Annotated in this window: 18 protein-coding genes; 13 read left to right on the top strand and 5 right to left on the bottom strand. The window is 67.2% G+C overall.

The annotated features are described in order from the left end of the window. Positions 1-94: 94 nt before the first annotated feature. Both EV650_RS22135 and EV650_RS22130 read right to left on the bottom strand, forming a co-directional pair. Entirely contained in the window at positions 95-688 is a 594-nt protein-coding gene (locus tag EV650_RS22135; protein ID WP_134120945.1) for a hypothetical protein, read from the bottom strand. Positions 689-1197: 509 nt separating this feature from the next. Then, positions 1198-2130 carry an EamA family transporter gene (locus EV650_RS22130; RefSeq protein ID WP_134120944.1) on the bottom strand — a complete coding sequence of 311 codons (933 nt, stop codon included), beginning with the start codon at positions 2128-2130 and terminating at the stop codon, positions 1198-1200. 462 nt (positions 2131-2592) lie between these two features. Here EV650_RS22130 and pdhA point away from each other — a divergent pair, with 462 nt between their 5' ends. The 7 genes from pdhA to cutA all read left to right on the top strand — a co-directional run bounded on the left by pdhA (position 2593) and on the right by cutA (position 9050). Then, positions 2593-3756: a pyruvate dehydrogenase (acetyl-transferring) E1 component subunit alpha gene (pdhA, locus tag EV650_RS22125; protein ID WP_134120943.1), complete on the top strand. Its 1164-nt coding sequence runs from the start codon at positions 2593-2595 to the stop codon at positions 3754-3756. Positions 3757-3759: 3 nt separating this feature from the next. Further along, a complete protein-coding gene (locus EV650_RS22120; RefSeq protein WP_134120942.1) occupies positions 3760-4737 on the top strand; it encodes an alpha-ketoacid dehydrogenase subunit beta in 978 nt (325 codons plus the stop codon). Beyond that, a complete protein-coding gene (locus EV650_RS22115; protein WP_134120941.1) occupies positions 4737-6119 on the top strand; it encodes a dihydrolipoamide acetyltransferase family protein in 1383 nt (460 codons plus the stop codon). The genes EV650_RS22120 and EV650_RS22115 overlap by 1 nt, the downstream gene beginning before the upstream one ends. Positions 6120-6214: 95 nt before the next feature. After that, positions 6215-6643: a MerR family transcriptional regulator gene (locus tag EV650_RS22110; RefSeq protein WP_134120940.1), complete on the top strand. Its 429-nt coding sequence runs from the start codon at positions 6215-6217 to the stop codon at positions 6641-6643. Beyond that, the gene (locus tag EV650_RS22105) at positions 6640-7599 is read left to right on the top strand and encodes an NAD-dependent epimerase/dehydratase family protein (RefSeq protein WP_134120939.1); all 960 of its coding nucleotides are present in this window, start codon (positions 6640-6642) and stop codon (positions 7597-7599) included. The genes EV650_RS22110 and EV650_RS22105 overlap by 4 nt, the downstream gene beginning before the upstream one ends. 72 nt (positions 7600-7671) lie before the next feature. Then, complete coding sequence (locus tag EV650_RS22100; RefSeq protein WP_202874811.1) at positions 7672-8502, top strand: EamA family transporter; 831 nt, start codon at positions 7672-7674, stop codon at positions 8500-8502. Positions 8503-8729: 227 nt separating this feature from the next. Next, positions 8730-9050 carry a divalent-cation tolerance protein CutA gene (gene cutA / locus EV650_RS22095; RefSeq protein WP_134120938.1) on the top strand — a complete coding sequence of 107 codons (321 nt, stop codon included), beginning with the start codon at positions 8730-8732 and terminating at the stop codon, positions 9048-9050. A 201-nt stretch (positions 9051-9251) separates the two neighbouring features. Here the strand turns inward: cutA and EV650_RS22090 are convergent, their stop codons facing one another. Together EV650_RS22090 and EV650_RS22085 are read right to left on the bottom strand one after the other, a co-directional pair. Further along, positions 9252-9959: a DUF6338 family protein gene (locus tag EV650_RS22090; protein WP_134120937.1), complete on the bottom strand. Its 708-nt coding sequence runs from the start codon at positions 9957-9959 to the stop codon at positions 9252-9254. A gap of 661 nt (positions 9960-10620) precedes the next feature. Continuing rightward, positions 10621-12027 (bottom strand): S8 family peptidase, encoded by a 1407-nt coding sequence (locus EV650_RS22085; protein WP_134120936.1) that lies wholly within the window; start codon positions 12025-12027, stop codon positions 10621-10623. A 283-nt stretch (positions 12028-12310) separates the two neighbouring features. Between EV650_RS22085 and EV650_RS22080 the strand changes: the two genes are divergently transcribed. From EV650_RS22080 to EV650_RS22055, 6 genes are all read left to right on the top strand, one after another. Beyond that, a complete protein-coding gene (locus EV650_RS22080) occupies positions 12311-13045 on the top strand; it encodes a GntR family transcriptional regulator (protein WP_238174372.1) in 735 nt (244 codons plus the stop codon). Next, entirely contained in the window at positions 13042-14358 is a 1317-nt protein-coding gene (locus tag EV650_RS22075; protein ID WP_134120935.1) for an MFS transporter, read from the top strand. Before EV650_RS22080 ends, EV650_RS22075 begins: the two co-directional genes overlap by 4 nt. A 97-nt stretch (positions 14359-14455) precedes the next feature. Next, positions 14456-15445, top strand: coding sequence for an ATP-binding cassette domain-containing protein (locus EV650_RS22070; protein ID WP_134120934.1), 990 nt, complete (start codon positions 14456-14458; stop codon positions 15443-15445). Continuing rightward, on the top strand, positions 15442-16257 hold the full coding sequence (locus EV650_RS22065) for an ABC transporter permease (RefSeq protein ID WP_134120933.1): 816 nt from the start codon (positions 15442-15444) through the stop codon (positions 16255-16257). The genes EV650_RS22070 and EV650_RS22065 overlap by 4 nt, the downstream gene beginning before the upstream one ends. 109 nt (positions 16258-16366) lie before the next feature. Beyond that, the gene (locus tag EV650_RS22060) at positions 16367-16810 is read left to right on the top strand and encodes a VOC family protein (RefSeq protein WP_134120932.1); all 444 of its coding nucleotides are present in this window, start codon (positions 16367-16369) and stop codon (positions 16808-16810) included. Positions 16811-16915: 105 nt separating this feature from the next. After that, positions 16916-17545 carry an NYN domain-containing protein gene (locus EV650_RS22055; RefSeq protein ID WP_134120931.1) on the top strand — a complete coding sequence of 210 codons (630 nt, stop codon included), beginning with the start codon at positions 16916-16918 and terminating at the stop codon, positions 17543-17545. A gap of 103 nt (positions 17546-17648) precedes the next feature. Here the strand turns inward: EV650_RS22055 and EV650_RS22050 are convergent, their stop codons facing one another. Next, on the bottom strand, positions 17649-19001 hold the full coding sequence (locus EV650_RS22050; RefSeq protein WP_134120930.1) for a serine hydrolase domain-containing protein: 1353 nt from the start codon (positions 18999-19001) through the stop codon (positions 17649-17651). Between the last annotated feature and the right edge of the window lie 33 nt (positions 19002-19034).

Below are 19034 nucleotides of genomic sequence, written 5' to 3'. Positions count from 1 at the left end.
TTGCTCCCGGCGCCGCGGTTGTTGCGTGTTGCTCCGAAGTCAGTCACCCCACCGAGGTGGCTCTTTCGGGTCCTGCATCACTGACCAGGGAGGGTCAGTTGTTCTGCTCGGAGTCCTGCTCGCAGGTCTTCAGCGTGTCAACGGAGTTGCCGTCGTTGAACGCGCCCAGAACGCCGGCCAGGCTGGTCAGCGGGACGTTGCCGCCGATGCCGGTGGCCGACAGCTCGTTGTGGCAGGCCTGGAACGGGCCGACGTTGTTGCGGCTCATGGAGACGACGCCGTCGTCACCCATCTTGTAGAACTTGCGGTTGGTCTGCGCGTTGCCCTGCTCGCAGGTCTTGACCGCGGTGACCGAGTTGCCGTTGTTGAAGAAGCCCACGACGCCGGTGATGTCATCGGCCGGCACGTTGCCGCCGATGCCGGTGCCCGAGCCGAACAGGTGGCAGGCCTGGAACGGGCCGATGTTGTTGTCGTCGAGGGCGACGAGCTTGCCGTCGCGCTTCACGCCGTACCAGCCGTGGTTGCCGCCGTAAGCGCCGCTGGCCGCAGACGCCGCGTCAGCCAGGCCCGCGTCCTGAGCCTTCTTCTGGGTGTCGTCGAGAACGTTGGCGCTCACGACAGTCGCCAGACCGAGGGTGGCGATGGTCGCCACCGCCGCGGCGGCGACGATCTTGCGAGTTACCTGCATTATGCCAGGTTTCCTTTCGGGTTTGACGGATTCGTCTTAGTGCTAACGACACCTGGCACGGCCGGTTACAAACTTTTTCGTCAACTTTTTTCGCTCATGTTGGCTCGCATAGTTTCCTGGTGATGAGTTTCCTGACAGAGCAACGAAAACCGTGCTGACCAGGCAACTTACCGGCAACGGCACGGTGCGGAGAGCGAGCGGAAATTGAGACAGAAGCACCCGTAACCGAGCTCCGGGTACGTCGTTGAGTCAGCGCGGGTGACGGATGCCCGGTGAATCGGAACATTGTTGTCGGTGGGCTCGGTGGTCGCCGAATTGGCAATACCACGATACATCGGAATATCGTTGGAACCATTGCCGGAGATTCGCGCCATGTTTTTTCGGGGCAAGGCGCGACCGGCGCCGGACCCGCTGCCGCGCGCATCGGCAGCGGTGGGAGACCCGGGTCCCTCGTGGGCTCGGGTCTTTCCTTTTGCCCGACGTGCCGACGGCCCTGACGGCCCCGATGGTCAGGTGCGGCGGCGTTCCGACGTGACCACGAGCGCGACCCCGACGATGATCACCGCGCCGCCGAGCAGGATCTGCCAGGTCAGGCTCTCGTTCAGGATCAGCCAGCCGAGGAAGACGGCGACCGCCGGGTTCACGTACGCGTACGTCCCGACCAGTGAGATCGGCGCGTTGGCCAGCAGATACGAGTACGCCGTGTAGGCCAGCAGCGACCCGAACACCACCAGGTACGCCAGCCCGATCCACCCCGAGCCGTCGATTCGGTCCAGATGCAGACGCGCCGGCTCACCCCGCAGTACGCCGAGCAGCACCATCGCCGTACCGCCGAAGACCATTTCGTAGAGCGCGGTCACCAGTGGGTCCCGTGGCAGACCGAGCTGGGGAGCGAACCGGGAGCCGGTTGCCCAGCAGATCGTGCCGACCACCAGGACCGCGACCGACAGCGGCTTCGCGCTCGTGTTGCCCCCTGACAACGCGAGCAATGCCGCCCCGCCGAAGCCGATCAGCACGCCGACCCAGGTCATCCCGCGCGGCCGTTCACCGCCTCCGACGCGCAGCAGCATCAGCCACAGCGGGATCGCGGCCACTAATAGAGCAGCCAAGCCGGACGGGACGGTCTGCTCCGCGATCGCCACCGCGCCGTTGCCAAAGGCAAGAAGCAGTACGCCGACCGTGGCCGCGCCGACCGCCTCCCGCCGGGTGATCCGCAGCCGCCGCCAGCCCGACTTGATGGTCAGGCCAATGGCCATCAGCACCGCGGCGGTCAGGAAGCGGGTCGCCATCCCGAGCATCGGCGGGATCTTGGCGTCCACGACCACCCGGATCGCCAGGTACGTCGAACCCCAGACGACGTACACGACCACCAGCGCGGTCCAGATCATCGCGCCCGAGGCCGTCCGGGACTCCGGTACTCGCGCCGGAGCAGAGGCGACCATGGTGGCTCCTTGAGGGATGTCAGGGGTGTCATGCAAGAACGATCCTTACGCTAGGCTTCGGCGATCCGCCGCGCAAGCCGGTTTCCGGCCAGCCGCCCACCGTTTCCCGCCAGGCGGGTGGTCGCGGTGATCGAGATGAATTTGTGACAGATGCCGTCGGTACGCTTGATCTCTGTAATATGAGCGCGAAGATGGGACCAGTGGATGGACTGGTGTCTCACCCCAGGACCCTTTTCGGTACCGCCGTACCCGCCAGCGTCCAGACAGTTAGCGGATCAGGCACCTGCTAGGTACGGTGTCCGGCAAGATGGGAGTGAGACCGGTGAGGTGGTCCACTGCCAGCAGTGCATCAACCCCTGGAATCACGCGGACCAGCCTGCGAAAGCCTCATCCGGCGCAACGGGCCGGCCCCGTGCAACGTTGCGGTCGCGGCGATCCCGCGCTCGAACCCGAGGAGTGCATGTGAGTGAGTCGGTACCGGGCCTTGCCCCGGAAGTGTTCGCGTCCGTCGAGGCGCCGGTCAGTCCGCCCCAGGCCTTGGAAGAGGTCGAGTTCGTCCAGCTGCTGACGCCTGAAGGTGAGCGCGTCGAGCACCCGGACTACTCGTTCGCCCTCGACGACGACGTCGTCAAGAGCTTCTACCGGGACATGACCCTGGTCCGCCGGATCGACACCGAGGCGACCGCCCTGCAGCGTCAGGGTGAGCTCGGCCTGTGGGCGTCCCTGCTCGGTCAGGAGGCCGCGCAGATCGGCTCCGCCCGTGCGCTGAACAAGAAGGACATGGTCTTCCCGACGTACCGCGAGCACGGCGTCGCGTGGTGCCAGGGCGTCGACCCGCTGCGGCTGCTCGGCCTGTTCCGCGGCGTCGACCAGGGCGGCTGGGACCCGAAGGACAACAACTTCCACCTGTACACGATCGTGATCGGCGCCCAGACGCTGCACGCGACCGGGTATGCGATGGGTCAGCAGCGCGACCACGCGATCGGCGACGCCGAGGACGGCGAGGCGACGATCGCGTACTTCGGTGACGGCGCCAGCAGCCAGGGCGACGTGAACGAGGCGTTCATCTGGGCCTCCGTCTTCAACGCGCCGGTCGTGTTCTTCTGCCAGAACAACCAGTGGGCCATCTCGGAGCCGATCGACCGGCAGACCCGGATCCCGCTCTACCAGCGCGCGGCCGGCTTCGGATTCCCCGGCGTCCGCGTCGACGGTAACGACGTACTCGCGACGTACGCCGTCACGCAGCAGGCGCTGAAGCGGGCCCGCGAGGGCAGCGGCCCGACCCTGATCGAGGCCTACACGTACCGGATGGGTGCCCACACCACGTCCGACGACCCGACGAAGTACCGGTTGAACGAGGACCTCGAGCACTGGAAGCTCAAGGACCCGATCGAGCGGGTGCACGCCTACCTGTCCCGGCACGCCGGGGTCGAGCACGACTTCTTCGACCAGGTCGACGCCGAGGCCGACAAGATCGCCGCGGAGCTGCGGGCCGGCTGCCTGGCGCTGCCGGATCCGGAGCTGACCGACTTCTTCCAGCACGTGTACGTCGAGGAGACGCCGCAGCTGGCCGAGCAACGGGACCAGTTCACCGCGTACGCCGCTTCGTTCGAAGGCGAGGGCTGAGCGATGACGAAGATCACTCTCGGCAAGGGCATCAACGCCGGCCTGCGGGCCGCGATGGAGGCCGACCCCAAGGTCATCATCATGGGTGAGGACATCGGCAAGCTCGGCGGTGTTTTCCGAGTTACTGAAGGACTGCAGAAGGACTTCGGCGAGGACCGGGTGATCGACACCCCGCTGGCCGAGTCCGGCATCATCGGGACCGCGGTCGGCCTGGCGCTGCGCGGGTACCGGCCGGTCTGCGAGATCCAGTTCGACGGTTTCGTGTTCCCGGCGTACGACCAGATCATCAACCAGGTCGCGAAGATGCACTACCGGTCGGCTGGGCGGATCAAGATGCCGGTCGTCATCCGGATCCCGTTCGGCGGCGGCATCGGCGCGGTCGAGCACCACTCGGAGTCGCCGGAGACGCTGTTCGCGCACGTCCCGGGTCTCAAGGTGGTTGCCTGCGGCGACCCGGTCGACGCGTACTGGATGATCCAGCAGGCGATCGCCTCGGACGACCCGGTCGTCTTCTTCGAGCCGAAGCGCCGGTACCACGAGAAGGCCGAGCTGGACGAGTCCGTCCAGCCGACGCTGCCGCTGCACCAGGCGAAGGTGGTCCGCGAGGGCACCGACGCCACACTGTTCTGTTACGGCCCGATGGTGAAGACGTGCCTGCAGGCCGCCGAGGCTGCGGTCGAGGACGGCCGGCAGCTCGAGGTCATCGACCTGCGGACGATCGCGCCGCTGGACCTGGCGACGATCTTCGCGTCCGTCAAGAAGACTCGGCGGGCGGTCGTGGTGCACGAGGCGCCGCTGTCGCTCGGCCCGGGTTCGGAGATCGCGGCGCGGGTGACCGAGGAGTGCTTCTACCACCTCGAGGCGCCGGTACTGCGCGTTACCGGATACGACATGCCCTACCCCGCGTCGCGGACCGAGGAAGACTACCTCCCCGACCTGGACCGGGTGCTGGACGGCGTCGACCGGGTGATGGGGTACTGATGGGCATCCAGCAGTTCCGCCTCCCGGACGTGGGAGAGGGCCTGGTCGAGGCCGAGATCGTCAGCTGGAAGGTCAAGCCGGGCGACACCGTCAAGCTCAACGACACCGTGGTCGAGATCGAGACGGCTAAGTCGCTCGTTGAGCTGCCGGTTCCGTTCGCTGGGACGATTACTGAGTTGTTGGTGCCTGAGGGTGAGACGGTGCCGGTCGGTACGCCGATCATCTCGGTGGAGACTGAGTCGTCGGCGGAGGGTTCGCCGGAGGATCTGGTCCCGGTCGTCCCCGAGGAAGACAAGACCGGCGGTCGGACTGCTGTGCTTGTTGGCTACGGCCCGAAAACCACAGAAGCCAAGCGGCGGGCTCGTAAGGCTCCCGCAGGTGCGGCTCCTGCCTCGGCGCCGCCGGCTCCTGCTCCGGTGGCGGCAGTCGTCGCGCCCGCTCCTTCCGCGCCCATGGCTGCGGTGCAGCATGCTCCTATTGCTGGGGAAGTTGCTGGGGGCAACGGTGTGCATGTGTTGGCCAAGCCGCCGGTGCGGAAGTTGGCCAAGGATCTGGGGATCGATCTGGCGACCGTGACGGCGACCGGGCCGGGTGGGATCATCACCCGGGCTGACGTCGAAGGGCATTCGACTGCTGCTCCGGTGGCGGAGGTTGCCTACGAGCCTGCGCCGGTAGTGAGCGGTCGCGGCGACACCCGCGTGCCGGTCAAGGGTGTGCAGAAGGTGATGGCGCAGGCGATGGTTGCCAGTGCGTTCACCGCACCGCATGTCACCGAGTGGATCACCGTCGACGTCAGCGCCACGATGGACCTGGTCGAGCGGTTGAAGGCAGACAAGGCGTTCCGCGACCTCCGAGTCTCCCCGCTACTGATCGTCGCAAAAGCGGTCACCCTGGCAGCCCGTCGTACGCCGATCATCAACGCGGCCTGGGACGAGCAGGCGCAGGAGATCGTCTACAAGGGCGCGGTCAACCTCGGCATCGCCGCGGCCACCCCGCGCGGGCTGATCGTCCCGAACATCAAGGGCGCCGACACCCTCACCCTGCCCGACCTGTGCAGGGCGCTGAACGACCTGGTCGCCGTCGCCCGCGAGGGCAAGACCCAACCGGCGGACCAGGCCGGCGGTTCGTTCACGATCACCAACGTCGGCGTCTTCGGCGTCGACGCCGGTACGCCGATCATCAACCCGGGCGAGGCCGCGATCCTCGCGTTCGGCGCGGTCCGCAAGCAGCCGTGGGTGGTGGACGACGAGATCGTCCCACGCTGGATCACCACGCTCGCCCTGTCCTTCGACCACCGCCTGATCGACGGCGAAAAGGGCTCCACCTTCCTCGCCGACGTAGCAAGCATCCTCGAGGACCCAGCTCGCGCCCTGATGTTCTAGTCGCGGATGTGGGGAGGATTTCGGCCCGATCCGGGTACGAAATCCTCCCCACATCGTTTGACCTCAAGCGCTTGAGGTATGTGACCGTGGGTGACATGACAAGCTTCACCATCCAGCAGGTCGCGCGCCGCAGCGGCCTGAGCGAACCCACGCTGCGGTACTACGAGGACGTCGGCCTCGTCGGCCCGATCGGCCGGGACACGAGCAGCGGGCATCGACGGTACGGCGACGCGGATGTCGACGCACTCGAAGCCCTGGCGTGCCTGCGGGCAGCCGGTGTCGGTATCGATGACATGCGGACTTATCTGGCCAATCGCAGCCGCGGGCGGGAGGCGGCGGGCGAGCAGCGGGACCTGCTGTTGCGGCACGCGGAGCGGATCGAGGCCGAGATCGTGGCGCAGCGCGTGCGGCTCGCGTACCTGCGCGCGAAGGCCGCGCTGTGGGACGCCCGCGATCGCGGTGACGCCGCCGCCGAGGCCGAGGCGACCGAACGAGTCGTCGGCGTGATCGGGGACCTGCGATGATCCTGGTCACTGGAGGCTCGGGCTATCTAGCTACCCACCTGATCGCCACTCTGCTCCGCGATAGACAAGACGTGCGTACGACGGTGCGCTCAACGGCGAGGTCCGCCGAACTGCGGGCAGCCGTTCGCCGCGGTGGTGCGGACGACGCCGGCCTGGAGATCGTCACCGCAGACCTGATGTCCGACGACGGCTGGTCCGCCGCGGTCGCAGGCTGCTCGGAGATTCATCACGTCGCTTCGCCGATCCCGGTCGCACAGCCGGAGGATCCCGATGAACTGATCGTCCCGGCTCGCGAGGGCACGCTGCGAGTACTGCGGGCAGCAAGCTCGGCCGGTGTGCGGCGCGTCGTACTGACGTCGTCGTTCGCCGCCGTCGGGTACACACCGAAGCCGGGTGCCGAGTTCACCGAGGACGACTGGACGGATCCCGATACGCCCGGACTCGCGCCGTACCCGCGCTCGAAGGCGATCGCCGAGCGGGCCGCGTGGGAGCTGATGAAGGACTCTGACACGGAGTTGGTCGTGGTCAACCCGACCGGCATTTTCGGGCCGACGCTCACCGCCGAGCTGCGGTCCTCGACCCAGCTGATCATGATGATGCTCGACGGGACGATGAGCGTTGTGCCGCGGGCGCGGTTCGGGGTGGTCGACGTTCGCGACGTCGCCGACCTGCACCGTCGCGCGATGGCCGCACCCGATGCCGCTGGCAAGCGTTATCTGGCCGTGGCGGACGGACCGACCCTGAGCTTCCTGAAGATCGCGGAGATCCTTCGCAGCCGACTAGGCGCCGACGTGCCCACCGAGGAGGCGCCCGGTCCGGAGCTGCCACAGCCGATCATCCACAACGACCGCGCCCGGAACGAACTCGGCTGGCGGCCGCGCGACGTGGAGACCACGATCGTCGAAACCGCCGAAAGCCTCCGCGACCTCGGTCTGCTCGTCAGTCCTGCCACCTGAACCATCGCCTCACACCGTCACCTGCGCATAATCCACCTGCGGTGGCCAGTGCGCCGGTGAGAGGGTGTGCTGGTGCTGGTGATCTTGGTGGTGCTCGGGGCCGCGGTACTGCATGCGACGTGGAACGCGATGGCGCACGGCGCACCGGACCGGGTCGCCAGCCTGGCCCTGTTCGAGCTCGCGGCCGGAGTGATCGGACTCGTCGCCGTACTGGTGATGGGGCTACCGCCGGCGGGCACGTGGGGCTACATCATCGCGTCGGCGCTGCTGCACCTGGCGTACCTGGGTGGACTGCTGGCGTCGTACCAGCTGGGTCAGTTCAGCCAGATGTACCCACTGGCCCGCGGTACGTCGCCGTGGGTCGTGGCCGTGGTGTCGATCGTCGTACTGCACCAGCACCTGGCCGTTCTCGAGTTGACCGGCGTACTGCTGATCTCGGCCGGCCTGATCGGTCTCGTCTTCATCGGGCGCCCCGGACGCGGTCAGGCTCCGGCACTGTTCGCCGCGATCGGCACGGGCTTGATGATCGCGTCGTACACAGTGGTTGACGGGGTCGCCGTACACAAGATGCCGGTGGCAACTTATATGGGCTGGGTCTTCATGCTCCAGGGCTTCGCGGTCCCGCTGGCGGTGCTGTTCTGGCGTGGGCCGCGAACGTTCGACATGCCTCGTCCCGCCATCCTCTCCGGCCTGGCGGGCGGCGTGGTCTCGATGGCGGCGTACGGCCTGGTCCTGTGGGCCCAAACCCGAGGCACCCTGGCCGCGATCGCCGCCCTCCGCGAAACCAGCATCATCTTCGGCGCGATCATCGGCGCCCTCTTCTTCCACGAACGCTTCGGCCCCAAACGCGCCGCCGCCGCAGCCGTCGTAGTCGCCGGCATAATCCTCATCACCACGGGCTAAGTAGTCAGCCCGCGCGGTGCTACGCCACTCCCACCACCCCCGGCTACCGCCGGCGTATCCTTCCCGGCTACCGCCGGACCCTGCGCGCTACCGCGCGCGCCCCCGACCGCCCCGCGCCACTGGGCAACCGTGGTCAGCGAGCAGGACACGTCCTCGCCGTGGTGCCTAGCTGACCTGAGCACGGCACCAACTCCGTCGGCCAGCGGACCGCACCTAGACTCGGCGGAATGTCTGGCTACTTACAAGTCTCGACAGCGACGGCGACACGTGAAGAGGCGGTGCAGCTCGCAGCCTCGGCAGTCGGTGCGGGCCTCGCGGCAGGAGCGCAGGTTGTGGGCCCGGTCGTCTCGGTCTTCTGGCATGAAGGCCAATACGGCGAAGGCGAAGAGTGGCAGGTCCTGTTGAAGACCACAGAGCGCCGCTACACCGAGCTTGAGGCCCACCTGTTGGCGAACCACTCCTGGAGCAACCCTGAAGTAAGCGCCGTGCTGATCACGTCGGGTTCCGCCGGCTACCTGGACTGGCTCGATCAGACGACGAAGGGCTAGCCGCAGGCCCACACGGCTGCGACCTCAGGCCCGCCGTCGCGGGACAAGCGGCTGAGGACGGCCCGTAGTCGTTCGCCGGGACGAACGGAGCCCGCCGCCCCCTTCCCCGGGTCGCTCGATTGTCCGGTCACGACGCCACGCGTCATGCAGATCGGCAAGCCGACTCTTGACCCGCGCCGCGCTGCCCTGAGTTTGCAGCGATCAGGAGGACGGAGCAGGTGTGGCGGTCGGTGGCGGGGCTGCTGGCTTCCCTGCAGCCTCGGGTGCCTTCGGTTCCTCGGGGAGATGGGTTACCGAGATGTAGTCGATCTTGTCTCGCGACACGATGAACCGATCCAAGCCCAGCCATTCCGGAATAGAGAAGCCTCCGGCCGAGACGCGGATCGGCCGGCGCAAGGCGATATCCCGATCGCTGCCAAGATCCTCGATGGTGTACGAGTGAAGCACACCCTCTACCAGCTGACCGTTCTGTAGTTGTACGGCAACCCATGGGTACATGCCCTTGGGGCGGGTCCCGAGCGAATAGACCCAGACATTCCCGTCGGGACGAAACTCCGAACCTTTCCACAGCCGCTGGACGGCGTACAAAAGGGTGGCGATCACGAGCGCGAGGAGTAGGACCGTCACGACTGACCAGCCCGCGTTGCGCGGATGGGCGCGAAGGTAGGTTGCTCCGCCGCTCGTCCACCGATCAACGTCCAGTGTCCACGGGTGCCACCGATGCGGAAGTAGTACGACGATCAGAACGGCCGTCCCGGTCGTCAACGCGCCGACGGAGACGAACTCCAGCAGTTCCTGTAGGCCGGTTGTCTTCGTGCGAGCGCGAAGACGGCTAGTCAGGCGTATGTAGTACCAGCCCGGAACGAGTGCCAGCACGACGAGAAGCGCTGCGAGTCCGGACGGGACCATCGGACTACTTCGATTCCCCGGAGCCGGAGCCGGAGCCGCCAGCCTGAGAAGTCGGAGGCGGAGGGGTCAGCGAGGACGCGGGAGGGGGCGTCAACGATCCCGAGGGAGGCACGACGCCGTCCGGCACGCCAGTGGTGGTGACGACTCCGGCACTCCCACGGATCGAGGTGGGATCGGAGACGATGTTGAGTTCGACGCGGTTGCGATCTTCCATACGAGCAGTATGGCCGTCTACGTCGACAGTTCTGCGCCGGCGACCGGGGACTCAGGCGATTCTGTACCTAGTCGTACCTCAGTCGTACCTCAACGGCTCCGTACGAACGGATCCCCGGCGCTACCTCTGGCACGGAGGCCCGGCGGGCGGCAGGTCTGCGGGCTGATGGCGCAGGCTCCTACGGATCAGAAGGTCGGCGGTGGCCTAGTGGTCGCATGCGAGCGGTAGCGAGCAGAAGGCGGGCGGCAGCCCGCCAGGCGCCGGCGGTAGCCGGCAGGGTCCGGCGGTAGCCGGAAAGGATGTACGGCGATAAGCCGGGGGTGGGTGGGAGCGGCGCGTAGTGCGGCGACGGAGGAGCCGTGCGTAGTGTCGCGCGGGCTGACCACAGTTCCCCGGAACACAGTTGGTGAATGAGTGGGGGTCCCGGGCGGTGGACCCCCACTCGGCTTAGCGGTGGACGGCGTCGAGGGCGTCGGCGATGCCTTCGCCGTAGAAGGAGTTGTTGGCCGTCGTGCCGGTGCAGCGGGCGTCCGGAGTGGTCGGGCAGGCGGTGTCGTCGGCTTCCTTTTGGAGGGCGCGTTCGAGTTCGCGCGGTCCCCAGGACGGGTGCGTGGACTTGAGCAGGGCCGCGATGCCGGTGACGTGCGGCGATGCCATCGACGTACCGCTCATCGTGCCGTAGCCGCCGCCGGGAAGTGTGGACAGGATCGTGCTGCCGGGTGCGGCGACGTCGATCTTGTTCAGGCCGAAGTTCGAGAAGCTGCTCTTCACGCGCGCCTGGGTGGTACTGGCGACGGTGATCACGCCGGGGAGTTCGGTCGGCATGTCGAGGCAGTTGTTGTCGATCGTCCGGCTGACCGGGGTCGAGTCGTTCGGGCTGGTGGTGTCCGTGGTCTTGTTGGACAGGTCGTAGTTCGAGTTGCCGGCTGCGGCGACCGATAGCGTCCCGTGGTCAGCGGCCCACGCGTAGGCGCGTCGTACTGCTTCCTGCACCGCGCCCTGGTCGCCGTTGTCCTTGCACCAGAACTGGAACGGGTCGATGAAGTAGCTGTGGTTCGTCACGTCCATGTGGTGCTCGGCGGCCCAGACGATCCCGCAGATCGAGTACTCCGGGTAGATGAATCCGTCGTCATTCACGACCTTGACCGACGCGATCCGCACACCGGGCGCGACACCGACGATGCCCACGCCGTTCCGAGCTGCGGCAACGGTGCCCGCGACGTGCGTCCCGTGCGGGCTGGTGGTCGGCCGCCAGATGCCGGGCGTCTGATCCGGTACGCCGTTCTTGATGCAGCTCACCGAGTCGCGCGCATCGAAGTTCGGCGCGAGATCGGGGTGAGTGTCGTCGACACCGCTGTCGTTGATGCCGACCAGCACGCGGCGCGAGCCGTCGGTCACGTTGTGTGCCTGGTCCGCCTTGATCTGGACCATGTCCCACTGCTCGCTCTCGCGCGGATCGAGCACGGGCGTCGCCGCGGTGTCGTCGACCGAGCTCAGCCCGCTCGCTCCCTCGCTGACCACTGCGGTCCGGGTGGCGCCGACGGACTGCACCTCGCGGCCGTTGCGTCCGGCGCGCACGTCGACCTTGAAGTTCGCGTTCGTCGATTGGGCGACGACGACCCCGAACTGCCGGTACGACGAGAGCACTGTCCCGCCGGCGTGCTTCACCGCGTCCTCGACCTTCCGGACATGTCCCGGCGAGGCCTTCGTGTTGATCACGTAGTTCATCAAGGGCCCGGGCGTGGGGTCGTCGAGCGGTGCGGCGTACGCCGTCGCGGCGCTGAGGGACGTCAGCGCCAGCGCGGCCGCGGCCAGGCTGGCGGACAGCCGACGCGGACGGGAACTTCGGGACACGATGCCTCCTCGGGCTAGGCCCGGGCGGACGGGCCCGGACCGGTATCCCGAGACTCTAGAGCGGATTGCGGAACGACGGAGTTGCTCATCCACAACGCAGGGGAAACCCTGCGCTTGTCACTACCTAGCGTCCGGCAGATCACGCTCAGTTGCCCACATCTGTGGATTCGCCTGTGGATAACTCGTGGAAAAGCTGGGGATCCGTCGCGGTTCGCGGTGGATTTGCTGTGCGTGTAGCATAGATACAACAGAGATACCGGACGTATGGGTGGGGAGTTCAGTGGTGAGCGGGGAGCCGGAGCAGGTGCCGGCGAGTGACGCGTTGGTGTTGGGTGACGAGACCGCGGAGATCGCGCGGGTGGTGGTCGAGGCGGCGCCGGGGGTGGAGAAGATCCCCGCGGCCGAGCGTGTGTACGCGTATGTGAAGGCCGCGATTCTCGACCGGGCGTACCCCGGCGGTGACCTGCTCACCGAGGGCGAGTTGGCCACGGCCGTCGGCGTCTCCCGTACGCCGGTGCGCGAGGCACTGCTCCGCCTGGAGGCATCCGGCCTCGTCAAGCTGTACCCGAAGCGCGGCGCCCTCGTCCTGCCGGTGCTGCCTCAGGAGATCGACGACGTACTCGAGGCTCGCGAGCTGATCGAGACGCACGCCGCCGCCAAGGTCTGGCCGCGGCGCAAGCAGCTGATCGAAATCCTGACGCAGCGCGTCGACGAGATGCGCGCGCACCGCAAGGCAGGCGATGCGAAGACCTTCCTGGAGGCCGACCGCGCCTTCCACGAGGCGATCGTCGATGCCGCTGGCAACCAAATCCTGGCCAGGCTCTACAACAGCCTCCGCGACCGGCAGGTCCGGATGGGCGTGCCCGGCATCCAGGTGCAGCCGGCCCGGATGGACAAGTCGATCACCGCGCACCAGGAGATGATCGACGCCCTCGGCGCCAACAGCGTCAAGCGCTTCCGTGAACTCGTCGTCGCCCACATTGCCGAAGCTGCAAGCGATCTGCGAGGCACTCGGTGACCGAACTCCTTTTCCCCCTGGGCGGTCGGCGAGCCTGGGCGGTGTGGGCCACTGCTGTCCTGACGTACCTCGTGACCGTGCTGCACCGCGGTTCGATGAGCGTGGCCGGCCTCCAGGCCGCAGACCGCTTCCACATCTCCGCATCCGCGCTGGCCAGCTTCACCGTCGTACAGCTCACTGTGTACGCCGCTATGCAGGTGCCGGTCGGTGTCCTGCTGGATCGGTACGGCTCGAAGCGTCTGCTGATCGCTGCGTCCGGACTGCTGTTCGTAGCGCAGTCCGCGTTCAGCCTGGTCGATTCGTACCCCGCTGCGCTCGCTGCACGCGCAGTACTAGGTGTCGGTGACGCACTGGTGTTCATCAGCGTGCTGCGTGTCGTCATGTCCTGGTTCCCCGCGCTGCGGCAGCCGGTGATGTCACAGGCAACCGGAATGCTCGGTGGTCTCGGCGCGATCATGTCGACCGTGCCGATGGCTGCGGCCTTCCATGCTTTCGGTTGGACGCCGACGTTCGCCGGTGCGAGCGTGCTGAGCCTGGTGGCCGGCGTGGCGGTGTTGTTCCTCATCAAGGACACGCCGTACGACGAACCGCTCCGCCGGGCCAAGCAGCCGTTCCACGAGGTCAAAAAGAACCTGCGCCGTGCCTGGAAGGAGCCGGGCACCCGGCTGGGTCTGTGGACGCACTTCACCACCAGCTTCTCCGGCAGTACGTTCGGTCTGCTCTGGGGCTACCCGTTCCTCGTGCAGGGCCAGGGCGTCGCGCCGACGACCGCTGCGGCGATGCTGATCGTCCCTGTGCTCGCTGGGCTCTGCTACGGGCCACTGGTCGGGCGGTACGCCGCCAAGTTCCCGTTCTACCGCTCGTGGATCGTGCTGGCGGTGATCGCGAGCTCGGTGGTGATGTGGACCGTCGTACTGCTCTGGCCGGGTCGTGCGCCGATGACGGTGCTCCTGCTGCTGATCGTCGTACAGGCTGCTGGTGGTCCGGGTTCGATGCTCGGACTGGACTATGCGCGGACGTTCAACCCCACTACCCGGTTCGGTGCGGCCAACGGGATGGTCAACACCGGTGGGTTCATTGCGACGCTGCTGTGCATCGGCATGGTCGGCATCCTGCTCGATGCCTCGTCCGGTGGGGCGCCGCAGACGATCCAGGACTTCAAGATCGCACTGGCGTTCCAGTACGTGCTGTGGGCGATCGGCACGCGGCAGATCCTGAAGTACCGCCGGAAGGCCCGTGGTCATCTGGCCCGCTACAACCCCGAGGCGTACCAGGCTCTGCTGGCCAACGAGATCGTCCCGCTGAAAGGCTGATGCCAGCGGGCTGTCACGGCCTGTCAGCCGAGTGACAGAGCGGTGCCAGGGCAGCCAGGCACGGTAGTCCCAGTTGAGAAGTCCACTGGGAGGAACCATGACCACAACGAACCAGGTCGCCATCGAGGCGGTCGGTCTGGTCAAGAAATATGGCAACACGACCGCGCTTGCCGGCGTCGACCTGAGCGTGCCCACCGGCACGGTCCTGGGGGTCCTCGGCCCGAACGGCGCCGGCAAGACGACCGCGGTCCGCATTCTCGGCACCCTGCTCCGGCCGGACGCCGGCCACGCCACCGTCGGCGGGTACGACGTCGTACGGGAGGCCGGCAAGGTCCGGAGCATCATCGGGCTGACCGGGCAGTACGCCTCGGTCGACGAGGACATGTCCGGCCGCCGGAACCTGATCATGATCGGCCGGCTGCTCGGGTTCTCCCGGGAGCAGTCCCGGGCCCGGGCGGACGAACTGCTGGAGCGGTTCGAGCTGACCGACGCCGGTGAGCGGATCGCGAAGACGTACTCCGGCGGTATGCGCCGCCGGCTCGACCTGGCCTCGAGCCTGGTCGGCAACCCGAGCATCCTGTACCTGGACGAGCCCACCACTGGTCTGGACCCGCACGCCCGTAACGGCGTCTGGGAGACGATCCGCAACCTGGTCCTCGACGGGACCACGGTGCTGCTCACCACGCAGTACCTGGAAGAGGCCGACGCGCTGGCCGACTCGATCGTGGTGTTCGACAAGGGCGCGGTGGTCGCCTCCGGGCGTCCGGCCGAGCTGAAGGCGCAGGCCGGCAAGCAGTCGCTGGCCGTTCGCCCGGCCGAGCCGGCGCACCTCGAGCGGGTCGCCGCGATCGTCGCCGAGTCGGTCGGTACCCGTCCGTCGGTCGACGTGGTGAACACGCTCGTGAGTGTCCCGGTGAGCGACGGTACGTCGATGCCGGTCGTCGTACGGCGGCTGGACGAGGCCGGGATCGCGGTCACCGAGCTGTCGCTGCGACTGCCCAGCCTGGACGAGGTCTTCCTCGCCCTGACCGGTCACACCGCCGAAGAGAAGAAGCCCGAAGCTGTCCTGGAAGGAGTGGGCCGATGACCACCGCAACTCTTGAACCGCCTGCGCATCAGGCCTACCGGTCTCGGCCGTTCGCCTGGGTGCCGCAGAGCCTGACGCTGGCCTGGCGCAACATCGTCCGGATCCGGCAGAACCCGGAAGCCCTGGCGGACGTGACGTTCCAGCCGATCATCTTCCTGGCGCTGTTCCTGTTCGTCTTCGGAGGTGCGATCTCGCAGGGCGGCGGCTGGCGGGGCTACCTGCCGGTGCTGCTGCCCGGCCTGCTGGTGCAGACCGTGGTGTTCGCGACGATGGGCACCGGGGTCGGCCTGAACGACGACTTCGCCAAGGGCGTCTTCGACCGGTTCCGCAGTCTGCCGATCGCCCGGATCTCACCGCTGATCGGCGCGGTCCTCGGCGACGCGGTCCGGTACTCGCTGTCGATCGTGATCCTGATGGCGAGCGGGTTCGCGCTCGGGTTCCGCTTCCACAACGGGGTCGGGAACGGCGTGCTGGGCATGTTCATCGTGCTCTTGTTCGCGCTGTCGATGTGCTGGATCTGGGTCTGGCTCGGCCTGACGATGAAGACCGCGCAAGGTGTCCAGGGTGTCGCCTTCCTGGTGATGTTCCCTCTCACCTTCGGCAGCAACATCTTCGTCCCGGCCAGCACGCTGCCGGGCTTCCTGCAGGCCTTCACCAAGGTCAGCCCGATCACGTATCTGGTCGACACCGAGCGCGCCCTGATGGGCGGCGGCGCGCTCCAGAAACCGCTGTTGATCACGATCGCCTGGATGGTCGGCCTGGTCGCGGTCTTCGCCCCACTGGCGATCCGCGCCTACCGCCGCCGTACCTGAACCGCCACGCATGCAGAACCCGTCGAATCGGTCGGATCACGACCGATTCGGCGGGTTCTGCATGCGTGGAGATTCACTTTTGTCGGTGCCGCCTTCCAGACTGGCCGGCATGACGACGAAGTGGACCATCACGATCGACTGCGCCGACCCGGCTCTGGTCGCGCGCTTCTGGTGTACGGCGCTGGGCTACACGGAGTCCGATCCGCCGGAAGGCTGGGACACCTGGGGCGACTGGCTCACCGCGCTGAACGTTCCCGAGGCCGAGTGGAACGACGGCGCCTCGATCTCCGACCCGAACGGCGTACTCCCGTCCATCTCCTTCCTCAAGGTCCCCGAGCCGCGGACGTCGAAGAACCGCCTCCACCTGGACCTCCAGGTAGCCGGCGGCCGAGCTGAACCCCAGCACCTTCGCGAACAACGCATCCGCACCTTCGCCCAAACCCTGACCGAAGCCGGCGCCACCGTGGTCCGCGAGGTCCCGATGGACAACACCACCACCCTCGACCACCTCTGGCTAAAAGACCCCGAAGGCAACGACTTCTGCGTCGTCTGAATCCGAACGGGGCATCGCGGGGCATCCCGGGGCAGATTCGAATCCGTTGTCCACAAGGTCATTCGGGGCGCCGAAATCTGTTCCGGCGACGACTAGCCTGACGGAGTGCGGATCAATGTGTACGTCGACGGGTTCAACCTCTACTACGGCTCCCTCAAGGGCCGGCCGTACAAGTGGCTGAACCTGGAGAAGATGTGCGAACTGTTGCTCGGGCGGTTCGACGTCCAGCGGATCCGGTATTTCACGGCGTTGGTCAAGGAGCGGCCGGACAACCTGCACGCTCCGGTTCGGCAGCAGGCGTACCTGAGAGCGCTCGGTACGCTGCCGAGCGTCGAGGTGCATTACGGCAGCTTTCTCACGAAACCGACCCGGATGATGCTCGCCAACCCACCGAGCTCCGGGCCGCGGACGGTCGAGGTGGTCAAGACTGAGGAGAAGGGCTCCGACGTCAACCTCGCGACGTACCTCTTGGTGGACGCGTTCCGCGACGACGCCGAGGCGTTCGCGGTGGTGAGCAACGACTCGGACCTGACCGAGCCGATCCGGATCGTCCGGCACGAGCTCGGGAAGGTGGTCGGGTTGCTGAATCCGCAGCCGGTGCAGAGTCAGCGCTTGCTGACCTGTCGGCCGACCTTTTCGCGGCAGATCCGAGCTGGGGTGCTGGGGGCCAGCCAGTTTCCGCCGCGGGTGGTCGACGGCACGGGAGCGGTCATCAGGAAGCCTGGGGAGTGGTAAAAGCAGAAGCCCCACCGAAGTGGGGCTTCGCGCCCAGCCACCTAAGCAACTGGGGGGATATTCAGAGACTAGCCGACGGACCTCTCCGCGGCAAACGCCCGAATCAGGCCTTACCGAGCTCGGCGAAGGCGAAGGGTTGGCGGGTGCAGAGGTAGGTTGCCCAGTGCAACTTTGTGGGGGTGCCGGCGGGGTCTCGGGTGATCTGGAGGAGTTCGCCGGTTTCGCGGCCGGACACGGTTCGGTAGGTGTCGTCGGCGATGCGTTCGAAGACGGCAGGCGACTGGTACTCCGCGGCGGCGGGAGACTTCGCCTGCAGTACGCCGTTCTTGACCGAGAACACGAACGGCGATCCCTCGGTGAACCAGGTCCCGAGTACGCCGACGAACTCGGCCGGGACCTCCGTGCCCGGGACCCACGGCTCGGGCGGCAGCGGGTCGTCCTCGAGGACCTTGATGATCAGGTCGGTGGCCAACGCACTCGGCGCCGGAGCCGACGTCGAGCCGAACAGCGCGATACCTGCCGTGCCCGACTCCCGGTGGACGAAGGTCGACGTGATGTGCCCCGGCATACCGCCGTCGTGGCCGACGAACAGCCGGTCACCGCGCCGCAGCAGCATGAACCCGAGCCCGAACGCGAGCTGCCACCGATCCACGTCGGCCATGATCTGCACCTGGCACATCTCGTCGAGGGTGTCCTTCGATAGCACCTCGTCGATCGGGTTCGCGACGAACATCGCCCACTTGGCCAGGTCCTCAGCCGTCGACGCCAGCCCGCCGCAGGCGTCCATCGCGCCGATGTCGAGCAGCGGCTCCTGCACGGGTACGTCGGTCCACGGCGGCACGTAGTACCCGGTCTGCGCCGGTCCGCCGTCCATGCCGACGGTCGTACGGCGCATCTCCAGCGGGTCCAGGATCCGCGCCTTGATCGCGTCGTACCAGGGCCGTCCGTCCAGCCGGGCGACGATCTCGCCGAGCATCGAGAACACCAGGTTGGAGTAGTGGAACCGGTTGTGCGGCTTGCCGACCCGCTCGGCGTCGTCCCACCCGGCGACCAGCTCGTCGCGGGACGGGAACTTCATCAGGTCCCATACGTCGCCGACCGGCTCGCGTTGCATCCCGGTGGCGTGGCTGAGCATCTGCCGGACGGTGATGCCTTCGTGCTTGCTGCCCGGGATCAGCTTGTCGACGGTGTCGTCGAGGCTGAGCTTGCCCTCGTCGCGCAGCGCCATGATCGTCACCGCGGTCAGCGTCTTGCTCTGCGAGGCGATCAGGAACTGCGAGTCCGCGGTCGGCGGTACGCCGGGATTCCCCAGGTCGGCCGATCCGGCACCGGTCGACCAGGCCAGCGACCCGGCGCGGGCGACGGCGCCCACCACCCCGGGAACCCGCCCCTTCGACTGCCGTTCGGCGACGATGTTTGTGAGTGCGTTCTGCGTCTGCGCGGCGATATCTGTCACGAGTGGCGAGCTTAAGGGAGGGAAGTGACAAAA

The sequence above is a fragment of the Kribbella kalugense genome (assembly GCF_004365875.1).
GTDB classification, from domain to species: Bacteria; Actinomycetota; Actinomycetes; order Propionibacteriales; family Kribbellaceae; genus Kribbella; species Kribbella kalugense.
Note: the sequence above shows the minus strand (reverse complement) of the source record. Positions and strands in the feature narration are given on the sequence as shown.